Annotated in this window: 12 protein-coding genes; 5 read left to right on the top strand and 7 right to left on the bottom strand. The window is 63.6% G+C overall.

Annotated elements, in window-relative coordinates; all coding sequences use genetic code 11:
- The first annotated feature begins 412 nt into the window (after positions 1–412).
- On the top strand, positions 413–2,380 hold the full coding sequence (locus AB4Y42_RS08525; RefSeq protein WP_368693928.1) for a potassium transporter Kup: 1,968 nt from the start codon (positions 413–415) through the stop codon (positions 2,378–2,380).
- A gap of 55 nt (positions 2,381–2,435) precedes the next feature.
- Here AB4Y42_RS08525 and AB4Y42_RS08520 read toward each other — a convergent pair whose 3' ends face one another.
- From AB4Y42_RS08520 to AB4Y42_RS08505, 4 genes are all read right to left on the bottom strand, one after another.
- Positions 2,436–2,630 carry a hypothetical protein gene (locus AB4Y42_RS08520; RefSeq protein ID WP_368693927.1) on the bottom strand — a complete coding sequence of 65 codons (195 nt, stop codon included), beginning with the start codon at positions 2,628–2,630 and terminating at the stop codon, positions 2,436–2,438.
- Between the two features lie 145 nt (positions 2,631–2,775).
- On the bottom strand, positions 2,776–3,780 hold the full coding sequence (locus tag AB4Y42_RS08515) for a substrate-binding domain-containing protein (protein WP_368690378.1): 1,005 nt from the start codon (positions 3,778–3,780) through the stop codon (positions 2,776–2,778).
- A gap of 29 nt (positions 3,781–3,809) precedes the next feature.
- On the bottom strand, positions 3,810–4,850 hold the full coding sequence (locus tag AB4Y42_RS08510) for an ABC transporter permease (RefSeq protein ID WP_368693926.1): 1,041 nt from the start codon (positions 4,848–4,850) through the stop codon (positions 3,810–3,812).
- Positions 4,847–5,668: an ATP-binding cassette domain-containing protein gene (locus tag AB4Y42_RS08505; RefSeq protein WP_368690377.1), complete on the bottom strand. Its 822-nt coding sequence runs from the start codon at positions 5,666–5,668 to the stop codon at positions 4,847–4,849. The genes AB4Y42_RS08510 and AB4Y42_RS08505 overlap by 4 nt, the downstream gene beginning before the upstream one ends.
- 387 nt (positions 5,669–6,055) lie before the next feature.
- Here AB4Y42_RS08505 and AB4Y42_RS08500 point away from each other — a divergent pair, with 387 nt between their 5' ends.
- The gene (locus AB4Y42_RS08500) at positions 6,056–6,403 is read left to right on the top strand and encodes a GNAT family N-acetyltransferase (protein WP_368693925.1); all 348 of its coding nucleotides are present in this window, start codon (positions 6,056–6,058) and stop codon (positions 6,401–6,403) included.
- A 404-nt stretch (positions 6,404–6,807) separates the two neighbouring features.
- Here AB4Y42_RS08500 and AB4Y42_RS08495 read toward each other — a convergent pair whose 3' ends face one another.
- Complete coding sequence (locus AB4Y42_RS08495) at positions 6,808–9,132, bottom strand: beta-glucosidase (protein ID WP_368693924.1); 2,325 nt, start codon at positions 9,130–9,132, stop codon at positions 6,808–6,810.
- Positions 9,133–9,529: 397 nt separating this feature from the next.
- On the opposite strand from AB4Y42_RS08495, the gene AB4Y42_RS08490 reads away from it, so the two are divergent.
- From AB4Y42_RS08490 to AB4Y42_RS08480, 3 genes are all read left to right on the top strand, one after another.
- The gene (locus tag AB4Y42_RS08490) at positions 9,530–10,561 is read left to right on the top strand and encodes a helix-turn-helix domain-containing protein (RefSeq protein WP_368693923.1); all 1,032 of its coding nucleotides are present in this window, start codon (positions 9,530–9,532) and stop codon (positions 10,559–10,561) included.
- Between the two features lie 141 nt (positions 10,562–10,702).
- Entirely contained in the window at positions 10,703–13,000 is a 2,298-nt protein-coding gene (locus AB4Y42_RS08485; protein ID WP_368693922.1) for a sigma 54-interacting transcriptional regulator, read from the top strand.
- 283 nt (positions 13,001–13,283) lie between these two features.
- Positions 13,284–13,586: a hypothetical protein gene (locus tag AB4Y42_RS08480; RefSeq protein ID WP_368691303.1), complete on the top strand. Its 303-nt coding sequence runs from the start codon at positions 13,284–13,286 to the stop codon at positions 13,584–13,586.
- 30 nt (positions 13,587–13,616) lie between these two features.
- Here the strand turns inward: AB4Y42_RS08480 and AB4Y42_RS08475 are convergent, their stop codons facing one another.
- Complete coding sequence (locus AB4Y42_RS08475; RefSeq protein WP_028203895.1) at positions 13,617–13,829, bottom strand: hypothetical protein; 213 nt, start codon at positions 13,827–13,829, stop codon at positions 13,617–13,619.
- A gap of 30 nt (positions 13,830–13,859) precedes the next feature.
- Positions 13,860–14,078, bottom strand: a complete 219-nt coding sequence (locus tag AB4Y42_RS08470) for a hypothetical protein (RefSeq protein WP_368691304.1) — start codon at positions 14,076–14,078, stop codon at positions 13,860–13,862.
- Positions 14,079–14,157: the final 79 nt, after the last annotated feature.

Here is a 14,157-nt window from a genome sequence, read left to right as displayed (position 1 = left end):
CGTAAAGCTTCTCGCAACCCATGACAAGCGCGACACTGAGCCCGAGGAAGACCACAATGCCGGCGATGTAGATCAGGTCCATATCGATGCTCCGCAAACGATCGGAAATCACGACGTGAAGTCGGCCCCTTCTACTGGCCTTGTCAAGACTAGGAAACCGCGAATAAAAAAGGTGTAAATATCGAAGCCATGGAAAAAGGCAGCCGTCGACACTTCCGTGTCCGTCGCGTCACCGGGTTCCATTGCGTAAGCTGTTTAATTCATCGGCCCCCGGTCTCGACATGACGGGTTCGCCTGCAAAATCTTTCTCGTGTGACCTACGCTACGAACAACGGCGTCATAAAACTGATGCAAAATCCGCGCACTGACGTCTGCGAATTGCAGCGACCCGAACCACACGACCTTAGCCAACATGTCGAACCCGACCAATGCCAGCGTCGATCCGGCTGACCCGCGGGGGACAAACGCGAGTCCTCCTCATGCGCCGCCGTCCGCGGGCGGCGCCACCGCAATGGCATCGCTGGCGCTCGCCGCGCTCGGTATCGTTTTCGGCGACCTCGGTACGAGTCCGCTCTACGCATTGCAGGAAGCTTTCAATGGCGCGCGCGGCGTGGCCGCGACACCGGAAAACGTGGTGGGGATCGTCTCGCTCTTTCTGTGGTCCCTCATCCTGATGGTGAGCGTCAAGTACGTTCTCGTTCTGATGCAGGCTGACAACCATGGCGAAGGCGGCTTGCTGGCACTCCTCGCGCTGCTGGTGGGAGAGCGGACCGGACGCGAAATGCGGCGGGCCGCCCTGCGCTGGGTGTTCCTCGCGATGTTCGGCACGGCCATGCTGTATGGCGACGGCGTCATCACGCCCGCGATATCCGTGCTGAGCGCGGTCGAGGGCATCGAGGTCGCCACGCCGGCCTTTTCGCACTACGTCGTGCCGGTCACGGTGGTGATCCTCGTGGCGCTGTTCGCCGTTCAGCCACTCGGGTCGGGCCGCGTCGGTGTGGCGTTCGGGCCGATACTGGCCATCTGGTTTGTCGTGATCTTTATCCTCGGCGTCGCGTCCATTGCGGGCACGCCCGCCATTCTCGCGGCGTTCAACCCGATCAACGGCATCACGTTCTTCATGCACAACGGCTTCCGGGGCTTTCTCGCGCTGGGAGCCGTGGTGCTGTGCCTGACCGGCGGCGAAGCGCTGTATGCCGACATGGGGCACTTCGGCGCCAGGCCGATACGTCTGGCCTGGTACGGGTTGGCACTGCCTGCCCTGACTGCCAGCTATCTTGGACAGGGCGCACTTTTGCTGCGCGATCCCGGCGCAGCGGCGCGGCCCTTCTATACGACCGTCCCCACGTGGGGGCTGTATCCCATGGTGGTGCTGGCGACGCTCGCCACCATCGTCGCGTCGCAGGCCCTGATCTCCGCAGTGTTTTCACTCACGCGACAAGCGGGACAACTCGGTCTCTCGCCTCGCGTGACGGTCAGGCACACTTCATCGAGCACGGCCGGACAGATCTACCTGCCCGGCCTGAACTGGCTTCTCATGGCCGGCACCATTGGCGTGGTGCTGCTCTTCCGCTCATCGGACAGTCTTGCGGCCGCTTTTGGCATTGCGGTGTCCACCACCATGGCGATTACCACCTTGCTGTTCGCGGCGTTCGCGCACGTGCGATGGAAGTGGCCGGTGTGGCGTGTCGCACTCGTCGCCGGCGTTTTCATGGTGGTGGATGCATCGTTCGTCGCCGCCAACGCGATGAAATTTGCGGATGGCGGCTGGCTGCCGCTGGCGATCGGCGGCCTGACGTTTCTGCTCTCGACCTCCTGGCTCGTCGGGCTGCGGACGATGCGCCGTTCACGGGGGGATTCGGGCTTGCCGCTCGACGTCTTCATCGCCAGTCTCGCGCAGGACGCGCCATACAGGGTGACGGGCACGGCCGTGTTTCTGATGGCCGCCGGTGACTCGGTGCCCACGACGCTGCTGCATCACCTGAAGCACAATCAGGTCCTGCACCGGCAGGTGATCCTGCTGACCTTGCTGACCGAGGAAATTCCGCGCGTATCGCAGGACGACCGCTTCGATGTGCAATGCTTCGATCAAGGCTTCATTCGCGTCGTGGGTCGTTACGGCTATATGGAGTCGCTCGATGTTCCTGAGCTGCTCAAGCAAGCGTTGCAGAAAGCCGGACGAGAGGCTTACGACCCGATGACTACGTCGTTTTACCTCGGGCGCGAGTCGCTCACGGTATCCAGGAATCTCAATCCCGCGCGCCGTTTGCTGCTGAGCGTCTTTATTCTGCTGCGCAAAAATGAACTCGATGCGACCAACCACCTGAAGGTGCCGCCCAACCGTGTCGTCGAGATGGGGGCGAGGCTCGACCTCGAGTGAACGAAAGCCTGTCCTCGCTTACGGTCGCGAAGGGTCGTTACGCGCTTCGCCAGCTTCACTCCCCACGGTAGTTCAGCCAGACCTTCATCGGTCCGCTTTCGCGGTGATGCCAGGCGAAGTAAGGAATGGCGATCAAGGTGGCATCGTGGCGCGGTGTTGCATCGGCCGCTTCAGCCAGGGGCCGGTAGAGCGCTCCCGTCCAGTCCGGATCGATTTCGCGCTTGTGTGCAGCGCCCTTGAGCACGACCACTGACCGGCCGCGTTGCAGCCGAGATGCGCCGCGATCGACGACGCGCTGATCGGCTCATGAAAGGCGCGGAAGGCCGGGATACCTGCGCCAGATCGGTTCGATATGACGACGGCATCCGGGCCACTCCATCTCGCATCACGCGTCCTTAGCGAATCCCGCGCTTGATGAGCGGAATGAGCGAGTCGATCGTCGCGGGCGTCTGCACACCTGCGCCGGTGTTGATGGTCAGTCCCGCGAAGTGATAGGCCGCCGAGAGCACGCACTGCGTGACCGGCAGAAAACCCTGCAGATAAAGCTGTTGATCGAGCGTCGCGGTGATGAATTTGCTCTGCAGCCCGGAAATCGTGGCAGGCGCCAGATCGATGCCGCCCACGATGACTTGTCCCGGCTTCTTGCCAGCCTGCTGGAGCGCTTGCGGAATGAACCCGGTCACGCCGCCGTGCTGGGTGCCAATCGCCTTCAGACCAGGGTGCGCCTGGATAAAGGCGACCAGGATCGGCACGGCGAGCGATGAATCGGAATCCACCTGCGGCGAGATATTGAGCCGGGTCACCTTCACGCCGGCCTTCTCCAGCGTCTCGGCAAGTCCGCGGTCGGACTGGCTACGCACGCTCTCGTTGAAGACACCGTATTCGAGCGCCTCGTCGCCCTTCTTGAGCCCGGCGCTGAGCATCGCCTGTGCGGTGATCTGGCCGCCCACGTAGAGTTCGACGCCGGCGTAGCCGAAGCCCTTCGCGTCGTAGAGCTTCTGGTTGTCGGGCAGCGGCGTATTGCCGACGGTCACGATGATGCCCTGATCCACCGCCTGCTTGATCAGCGGGGCGAAGGCCGGATCGCCCGGGTGGCCCATGATGCCGATACAGGTCGGCTTCGCCGCCATCGCCTGGCGAAACTGCGCAAGCATCGTCTCCGGGCTCCAGGCCGAGAACTGCTCGATCACCTTGATGCCGAAGGCATGCCCCGCATCCGCCGCCCCGGTCTGACGCGGCAGCGTGGCGCCGTCGCCGGGGTTTCCGCCCATCTGCATATACATCGTCATACCGGCGCCGAGCTGGCCTGACGTGGTCGGATCGGTGGCACCAGCGTTCGGCGAGAGGCCGAACGCAAGCACGCCCGCCCCCAGGAGAAACCCAGTCATGATCTTGTTCATTTCCGCTCCTATCTCCTGATTTAACGGCTTTAGCGCCGCCCAAGCCTGAGTCTTTCACGCAACGCGCGCAGCCTGGCGGGATTCTCGACCAACAGATGCAGGATCACGGCGACGATGAACACCACCCCTTCGATCGCCTGGACCCAGAAGCCGGCGATACCGGTCGCAACGATGCCGGCCTCCAGCATGCCAATCACGAAGGTGCCGAAGAACGTGCCCACGATCGTCGCCGTGCCGCCGAACACCGAGGTTCCGCCGATGAACACACCGGCGAGCGCCGGCAGCAGATAGCCTTGCCCCTGGGTCGAGAAGTAGTTCAGATTCTCGAGCGTGAGCAGGACCGTGGCGAAGCCGGCCAGCACCCCCATCAGCGCGAACAGCTTCACCGTCTCGCGCAGCACGTTGATGCCCACGACCTTCGCCACGTTGCGGTTGTCTCCGATGAACAGCACGTGCTCGCCGAAACGGTGGCGATTGAGGATGAACCACATGAACACGGCGAGGCCGAGCGCCCAGAGCGCCTGCATCGGGATCAGACCGAACAGCGTGCCCGTGAATACCGCGTACGCTGACCCGCTGGCGAGTTGCTGCAGCGCATAGGAGAGCCCGCCGGAAAGGATCGACGCCACACCGGCCCACAGGAACTGCGTGCCGATCGTCACGATGATGGACGGCATGCCGACCACCGCGACCAGCACCCCGTTCACCACGCCGACCAGCGCACCGCCCGCCAACGCCGCAATAATGGCCAGCCAGGCGGATCCCGTGGTGTTCACGCACCAGGCGAACAGGAAGCCCGAGAAGGCCATCACCGAGGGGAACGACAGGTCGATCTCCCCTGCCGCGATCACCAGCGTCAGCCCGATCGCCAACACCGCGAGAGGCGGCACGGTGGTCAGGAAGGAGAAGTAGATTGGCCAGCCCAGAAAGACGCGTGGCGCGGTCGCCATGAACAGGCCGACCACCAGCGCAAATACGACCAGGCTCGGCAAGCCCTCCATGCGGGCGAAACCCGGCAGGCGCAAACCTACCGGGCGCACCGGCCGCTTTTCCTTGATCGGATCGCTCACGTCCTCGTCCCCGCAACCGGCGCCGGCCCGTGCCCGCTCTGCTGAAGCGAAATCAGGAACCGCGTGAGATCCTCGAGGCTCATCTCACCGGATTTGATATCCGCAACGATCCGGCCGCGATCGAGCACGACCAGTCGATCGGCGAGCTCATGCACATGGGCGAGGTTATGTTCGATGTAGATGCAGGCGCGGCCGGACTCCTTAATGGAGCGCACAAAGTCGAGAACCTTGCGCACCTCGCTGATGGCAAGCGCCACCGTGGGTTCATCGAGAATGATCAGATCGCTGTCGAAATGCATCGCGCGTCCGATCGCGATGCCCTGGCGCTCGCCGCCGGAAAGTTTCGCGATCAACGAATCCGCGTCGATCCCCACGCCGCGAAAACCGAGCTGTTGCTTGAGAATATCGTTGGCGATGCGCCGTTCTTCGGCGACATTGATAAAACCGAAGCGGTTGGTGATCTGCCGCCCGACAAAGAAATTACGCCACAGCGGCTGCTTCTCGCCGAGCGATTTCTCCTGATAGACCGTCTCGAAGCGCAACCGGTGCGCCTCGCGCACGGAAAAGCGGCTCCAGTCGACCTCTTCGTCGCGGATGAACAGCTTGCCCGAGCTCGGCCGCACGACCCCGGTCAGCACCTTGATGAGCGTGGATTTACCCGCGCCGTTATCGCCGATCAGGCCGACGATCTCGTTGCGGCCAATGGCGAGGTCGATGCCGGAAAGCGCGCGGATCTTGCCGTAGGACAGGCTGATGCCCTGCGCGCGCACGATATGCCGCCAGTCGCTCGCAGCGCGCGCGGCATCGCTCGCCGTCACGCTACGCTCCAGCGCGAATGACCTGCAGGGATGTTGTGTACGACGATAGCCATAAAACTTTCCCCTTTGCTTATCGATCGCCGCATCAACTTACATAGAAAAGTCTCTGGAATATAGTAAGACTAACAGTCAAAGTCTAGTTCAAGAATCGCCTCGCGAGACCGCTTGTTTCATCGGGAAATTACTAGTCCCGGGCATCCGGATAACGGAATGTAAGAGACCCGGGCACGTCCACGGTTGATAGCAAACTTCGCGCGTATGACCTGACGCGGTGGCTCGTGCAGGAGGCACGACAGCACGGTTCGCCACCACGGCATCGAGGTCGACAACGCCCTTGAGATGGTCAACAATCACCGGGCCCGCCAATGCCAGTTTCCACCGCCACGAATGAATCAACCTGAATTCACGCTGCGCGCAGCGACGCCCGCCGCCGAACCATTTCTGTTCGAGTTACGCAGGGCAACGATGACCGGGCATCTGGAACGTGCCGGCGAATCGACCGACGAGGAAGCGCATTGGGCGCGTCTACGCTATCGCTACGACGACGCGAATGTCATCTGTTGCGGATCGGAAAGACTCGGACTCTTCAAGTTCTTTCGCGCCCCGGATGAATGGACCATCGTACAAATCCAGATCCTGCCCGAACATCAGGGTCGCGGTATCGCGGCCCAGCTGCTCGGTGATTTCTGCGTCAGGCCGACGACGCTCGTGTCCCTGTCAAACTCAGCGTGCTGAAGGGCAATCGGGCAATCACCCTTTACCAGCGCTTTGGGTTCCAGGTGATCGATGCGACTGACACGTCGTTGCTGATGAGGCGGCCGTAACCCGCCGCTACATGAAATTGCGCGTATGCAGCGCCGCAAGTTGCTTCGCCTGAGCCGGCTCGAAGCCAAGGCGCACCAGCCTCGTGTAGCGCCATCGGCCATTTCGCGCATCAAGGTTTGAACCCGCGCGTAGCCTCGCGCCACGGCCACCGGCGTCAACTCGCCCGCGGCGATCATCGCACATGAAGGAGCCCGCAGCGCATCGGCAGTGCCGCAGGCCGGCACACTATTGCATCTGCCGATTTTGTCTGGATGCTGGGTGTCCCGGCTCGTCCGCAAGGCCTGGGCGCGCGCTGCGCCCAGGCCGCACCCACCTCAGTGCATATCGCCAACGACAACGCGTGCCGACAACGCGTTCGTATCACGCGACGACGACGCGGCGCGAATCTCGTAGCTTCCGCCATGCACCTGCCACGCGTGCTTCGTGACGTTCCACGTCGCGAGGCGCCGCGCCGGGATGACGACGCTCACCTGCTGGGACTGCCCGGGCCGCAAGGCGATCTTCGTCCATCCCACCAGGCGCTGCGGCGGCTCGCCCAGACCCGGCGGCAGCGTGGCGTACACCTGGGCGACTTCGGCGCCGGCACGCGAGCCCGTGTTGGCGACGGTGAACGTGGCGATCACGTTGCCGCCCTGATCGGTATGCGTCCTGAGCCCCGAGTACGAGAACGTCGTATAGGAAAGACCATAGCCAAACGGGAACAGTGGATCGATGTTTTTCGCATCGTACCAGCGGTATCCCATCAGGAGTCCTTCGCTATAGACGACGTTCAGGTTGTTGGGGTCGATGGTCGGCTGCGGCAGATCGGCTTCCTGGCGCGGGAACGTGATCGGCAGCTTCGCGGACGGATTCACGTCGCCGAACAGGATGTCCGCGATCGCCTGGCCGCCCTGCACACCGGGATACCACGCTTCCACGACGCCGTGAACGCTGCCGAGCCACGGCATCGTGACGGGACTGCCGTTCTCCAGCACGACGATGACCCGCTTGGCCTTCGCAGCCACCGCGTTGATCAGCGCATTCTGGTCGTAAAGCTGATTGCTCGGGTCCGCCTTGTTGTCCGGCAAGGACAGGTTCGCCAGATCCGTGCCCTCGCTTTCCCATTGCGTGGCGAACACGATCGCGACATCGGCGCTGGCGGCCGCGCTAGCGGCGGCGGAGGCGTTCGTGCCGTCGAAGTACGTCACCGTGGCCTGAGACGCCTTGGCCTTGATCGCGTTGTACGGCGAGGACTTGTACCAGGTCGCGCAACTCGACAGCAGCGGGTTGCCGGACTGGCATCCCGACACCGCATTGCCGTCTGCCGCGGGCACGCCTCCCGACCCGCCTCCGGACATCACGCCGACATCGGCATGGCCGCCGATCACGACGATCGAGTGCAGGCCGCCAGCGGCGAGCGGAAGGACCGGCTGGTTGCTGCCGGAAGCCGCGCCATTCTTCAGTAGAACGATCGACTCGTGCGCCACCGCGAGAGCATCATGGTTGCCTGCCGTCTGGTCGACCGAGCCACCGGGAGTGGGCGGGTTGTCCATGACGCCAAGGGCGATCATGGTGCGCAGCTTGCGAAAGACCATGTCATTGAGGCGGGCGACCGGAACGGTACCGGCCTGGACCGCGGCCTTCAGCGCGCTGCTGAAATATGACTGAATGCCGAAGCCCGCCCCTGCCGTGCCGAGATCGCCTGGCTGCTCTTCATCGAGACCCGCCATCGCGGATGCGACAGTCGTGTGGTTGGCCGTCCAGTCCGACTGGACTTTGCCCTTGAAGCCCCACTCCTGCTTCAGGATGGTCGTGAGGAGTTCCGGGTTCTGGCACGCATACACGCCGTTGATCAGGTTGTACGAGCACATCACGTTGCCGGGATGCCCCTCGCGCACGGCAATCTCGAAGGCGAGCAGTTCCGTTTCCCGCATCGTCCTTTCGTCGACCACCGAATTGCTCGTCATCCGGTTGGTTTCCTGGTCGTTCATCGCGTAGTGCTTCACCGTGGCGATCACGTTCTGCGACTGCGTTCCCATGGTGCGCGCGGCGCTCATCGTGCCGCTCAGGACCGGGTCTTCGCCCATGTACTCGAACGTGCGGCCATCGCGCGGTTCACGTGCGAGATTGACGCCGCCACCGAGTCCTTCCGCGTAGCCGAGCACGCGCAGCTCACGGGCAATACGCGCCCCGTAGGCCCCCGCGAGCGCCACGTCCCAGCTCGAGGCGAGCCCGATCGGCGCGGGAAAGGCCGTGGTATGCGCGTTCTGCACGTTCACGCCGCCCGCCGAATCCGCGGTGGCCAACGGCGGAATGCCCAGACGGCTGACGCCGGGGATATAGCCGGCGCCCTGCACCCACGAAGGAAACGGGCCACCGAGTCCGACGGTGGGAATGCCCGTCCCGTGCACCAGCTGGATCTTTTCGTCGAGCGTCAGTTGCGAGACCAGCACTGCCGCGCGCCTGTCGGCCTGGTCGCCCTTCGCTTTCCAGTCGAAGACCGGCTGTGACGCACCCGAATCATGGGAAAAGAACTGCGCCACAATCGAAAATGGGCTGGCGCCCCATGTGTTGCCGGTGGCGGCTTGATCCGCATACGCCACAGAGCCGGCACACAATGCGCCGGCGACCGCAACCGCTATTTGCTTCGCATTCCTCACGGTGTCTCTCCTGTTTTGCCGATTGCATGAGCGATGACCCGCAGGATTGCGGGACCGTAATCGGACTACATTTTTCTTCTAGTTTTATGTTGAATTACCCTACGTAGCGAGATGACGATAGCACCCGGCGAAACGTTTGCGCTTATCGTGCCGTCGCGGAACTTAACCTGGCGTCGCGGCATCAGGGTTTGCCTTAGCCCTGCGCCGTCTGCCATTTCGTCGCTACCTTGCAGGCAGTTTACGAGTCTTCGAACCGGCTCACGGCGCCCGGGCAGCGGTTCATGCGGATTCGATATCCGGCCCCATCGGGCCGTTTGAGGATTGCAGCAAGAATGCTAAAGTCACCAGCTACCAGCGGTTAGCCGAGGCGACGTTTCTCCGTTCCATGGTGTCTCCCATGACGACCGATCAAAAGACCGTATCAAACGTCCTTGCCCAACTCTCGCTCAAGTCCGCCGTCGAACATGGCATGTCGCCGCACGATTTCACGCGCCTCACCGGCATCACCGAGGCCGAACTCGCCCATCCGGACGGGCGCATCCCCGCACACAAGCACATTGCCATGCTCAATCTGCTGGAGCCGGGTTACCAGGCCTCGGAGCGGTTCGAAATTTTTTCCAGTTATTCCTTTCGCGCACCTATCAGCACGTTATTGGCCATCGTCACAAACAGCCCGACGTTGACGAAGGCCTTTGACCAGTTTCTGCGCTACCGGGTATTGATCGGAAACGTCGATACCGTGAAGGTCAAGCGGGCTGGCCAGACGTTCGAATTCGAGTATGTGCTGGACGGCGCGGGCAGAAGTTCATCGAGCGCTTTCTATAATTTTCTGCTGCTCATTCGCCTCGCCGAACAGTACAACGACGACGAGCCCTATCCCACCCAGATCGAGCTGACTGGCGAATCGTTTGCGCCCGTCTCCCAGCTCTCGCACCTGTGTGGCGCGACGGTGAAATTCAGGCAAGGCCGCAACCGAATGCTGATGAAAACCGGAGCGGCAGACTTGCCGTACTGCAAGTACAACGAGATCACCGAAAACATTCTCTGCGGGCAGGCCGATGCCGATATCCGACGCTTCGTTGTCGGCCATTCGTTTTCTTCGAGAATCGAAGATTTCGTGACGAAGATGATTCGTGAGGCGCATGCCGGCCTGCCATTTGCGAACCCCATGGAAGAAGTCTGCGGCCGCCTTGGCATTTCACGCTCGACCCTGCACCGGCGCTTGCAGGGTGAAGGGACGAACTTCCAGGCGATCCTGTCCCATGCGCGGCTCGAGGAGGCCAGGCGGTTGCTGCCGCTGGCCGATTATTCGGTTGCCGCGGTGAGCGATCTTCTCGGCTTTTCTTCTCCTTCCGCGTTCTCGCGTTTCTTTCTCGAGAACAGCGGCAAGTCCCCTTCGCGCTACAAGTTCGAAAACTGCAGGTTCTAGTGACCTTACTGGACAGACTGCGCCTGCGCTGTCCGCCCCCGAACCGCAAGGCGGAGGGCGGGATCGATGCGCGGTCACCGATCGCAGACTCCAGGACAATCATAAAAACATGCCACGCGTTAATCTGGAGCCCACGAGGCAATGAGTACTTTCCCCTTCGTTCCCCCTTGCGGAGAAAAAGCGGACTACGACGCGTTCATTGGCGAGGCGCCGGCGTTTCGTCAGCTGGTCAGGATGATCGATCGCGTCGCGCCCACCGATCACGCCTTGCTCATCATCGGGCCGACCGGCTCGGGCAAGGAGCTGGTCGCCCGCCGCGTGCATACGCGCAGCCTGCGCCGCGATCAACCATTCGTTGACGTCAACTGCGGGGCGATTCCCGAGCATCTCGTCGAAGCGGAGCTGTTCGGGCACGTCAAAGGCGCGTTCACCGGCGCCGGCGAAAGCCGTCCCGGGCTCTTGCAGCAGGTCGGCAAAGGCACGCTGTTGCTCGACGAAATCGGCGAATTGCCGCTCGCGCTGCAGCCCAAGCTCCTGCGGGCACTGGAAACGCGCACGTTCCGCCCGGTCGGCGCCTCGTCGAGCGTGCGTTTCGAGGGACGCGTGGTCGCCTCGACGCACCGCGATCTGCGCGAACTGGCGCGCAAGGGGCTGTTTCGCGAGGACCTGTTCTACCGGCTCGCGGTATTCGTGCTGGCCGTGCCCGGGCTCGACCAGCGCGTCGAGGACATTGCCGCGCTCGCCGCCCATTTCGCCTCGCAACAGGAGCGCCGCATCGAGTTTTCACCGGCTGCGCTGCGGCGCCTCGGCCGGCATGCGTGGCCGGGCCACATCCGCCAGTTGCGCAACCTGGTCAGCCAGTTGAGCGTGCTTGCCGAAAAGCCGCTGATCGAGGAAGACACGCTCGAGCCGTTTCTGCTCAGCGAATCAGCCGGAGCGGTTTCGCGCGCAGAGCTCGCGGACATGCTGCTGCAACTCGAGGGACGCGACAAACTCGCCGCCGCCGAAGACCTCCTCATCGACCGCGCGCTGGAGCGGACCGCGGGCAACAAGAGCGCCGCCGCGACCTTGCTCGGCGTCGGTCGCAAGACCGTCGAACGGCGCCTGAAGTCGCGCGAGGAACACCATCGCGAAGCGCACAAGAGTCTCGAACATGCGAACGCGCTGATCGATGCGGCGCGCTTCGCCGAGGCCATTCCCCATTTGCGGCGTTGCCTCGACGTGCTGCAGACGAGTCGCGACGAACCCGCCGCGCGGCGCGCCCAGTTCGACGCCTACCGGCTGCTCGGCATGAGCCTGCGCAGCGTGCGCGGCTGGCTGTACGCAGAAGCCACGGCCTGCTACGCGGCGGCGCTCGAAGTCGGGGAAGGGATCTGCGAGCCTGGCGAAATCGCGGCGATCCAGTTCGGCGTCTGGACCACCCAGTTGACGACGCTCCAGCTCAAGCAGGCGCGCGCGAGCGCACAGGAGATGCTGCAGCGCGCCCAGAACAGCGGCAACCGCGTGTCGCTCGACGAAGCGCACGTCGCCATGGCCAACACGCTCTACTGGCTGGGCGACAGCGAAGAAGCCCTCGCCTGCCTCGCGCGCGGCAGTCTGCTCGGCGTGACGCGCGACGATGTGCGCACGGGTTCGCAGGGCATCGATCTGGCGAGCCTCGCATTGACATTCGAGGGGCTGGCCGCCTACCAGATCGGCGAGTTCGGGCAGGCCCGGCGCGCGATGGACATGCTGATCCTGCGCGCGAGCGAGCCGGGCGCGCACGCATTGGCGCACGTGCTCAACCTGCAGGGCGCCGCGTGGCTGGCCAGCCTTTTCGACGATCAGCGGCGCGGGCCGCTCGCGAGCGAACTCGAGTCGGTGTCGATCGCCAACGGCTTCCCGTTCTATCGCGGCATGGGCCAGATCTTCCGCAGCGCCGAGCTCAGCGCGCAAGGCCTGAACGCGGAAGCCGAGGCCGTCATGCTCGACGGCTACGACAACCACATGGTCTGCAACGGCGGTGCGCTGTTCCATTCCTTCAAGATGTGGCAGCACGGCGAGCTGCTGCTGCGATCCGGCCGTGCGAAGCAATGCGAAACGATGCTGGCCGCCGCGGTCGACGAAACCCTCGCGCGCCAGGAGCGCGCCCACCTTGGCGAGCTGCTGGTCACCCGCGCGCGGGCGCAGTGGGCGCTCGGCGATCTGACGTCTGCCGAGCAGGGATTGCGCACCGCCCTTTCGACGGCGCTCGCGTTCGGTTCGGTGCCCGCGCGCGTGGAGGCCGCGCGCTATCTCGCCGACCTCCTGCGCGCCACGGGTCGCACGAGCGAAGCGATCGACACGCTCGCCCGCGCGTTGCGGGATCAAGCGGCCGATTCCACCCGCCGCATCACGGACGCTATCGCGTTGCTGGCCGAACTGCGCCACGAAGCTTTGGGACCCGCCGCAGGCCGTTGAGTCGCGCCACTTCACCACGCCAAATCCGCCACGCCGGGAACTGGCCGAAATCGTCCACTCCCGGCGATTTCCGCGGTCGAAATCGTCCTGCGCCGCCCTCTCACGCGCTGCCGTAACCCGTCACCGCCGGGGTCTCGCAGCACTGGCACGATGGTTGCTTACTGTCGAACATTCGGGACCAGAAAAGCCAACACGCGCATCGAAATCACGACGGGGTCGCGATGCACCAGCGCAATACGCAATACGCGTGGATGGCGAATATATTCGACGGCAAGGCGAAATAATGATAGTTGCAATTGAACGGGAAACACCGCAGCGTACGGAGTCCGCCAGTCCAAATGCAAAGCGCGCGACCACACGCGAGGACGCGAAAACCGGGGCGCAGGCCGTCAGTCCATATACGGCGAAAAATCTCGACGGCGCCATCACGCACCTCGAAATCGCCATCGGCTTCGACGGCAACATCGCCGTGTTCGGCCGGCACTACTGGCTCGATCGCGTCCAGCGCATTGCGTCCACGCCGGAGATCATGCCCGCCCAGTCCCGGCGGCTTCGGCACCTGCTGGACCAGCTCGAGGCCGCATGAGCGCGCGACACCCCGTGACGAAGGCGCCGGTCAGTGCGCCGGTCCGAAGAAGGCCTGCGCACCTTCCGATGGCGTCAGTCCGGCGGCGAAATAGCCTTCGAGGCGCTCGGCCTTGGCGTCGTCGAGCAAAAACGGCGGACGCACGAGCCCTTGCGCAATGGCGTGGTCGTACCACCGGCTCATCCACTCGCGCAGCTTCGTTTCATAGGGGGACGGCAATTCGTCTGGCGCGATCTCTTCCATGCGCAATCTCCGCTCGCGGCCTGCCTGCCGCTATATTCTTGTCGCGACACGTGCTGCGCCCATCGAAGGACGCAGGATTTCGGGGGGAAACACTTGCCATCCCCGGTCAGGATGGCGGAAGAAAAACAGCGCGCGCGGTCCGTCCGCTGTCTGCGCCTCGATGAACACGCTCGCGATCCGCCCGGACGGCGCACGATGCACCGTCACGACCCGCACTGTCTGCCTGCTGGTGGGATTCAGCCACTTCACGACCGCTGCCCCTAACGACTGCCGCACCGCCATCGCCGCCCCCCCACGCTTTAGGTGAAATCATCGTAGACAGCCGTTA

It is taken from the genome of Paraburkholderia sp. EG286B, from assembly GCF_040965655.1.
In the GTDB taxonomy this organism is placed as follows: domain Bacteria; phylum Pseudomonadota; class Gammaproteobacteria; order Burkholderiales; family Burkholderiaceae; genus Paraburkholderia.
This window is presented reverse-complemented; position numbering and strand designations above follow the sequence as displayed.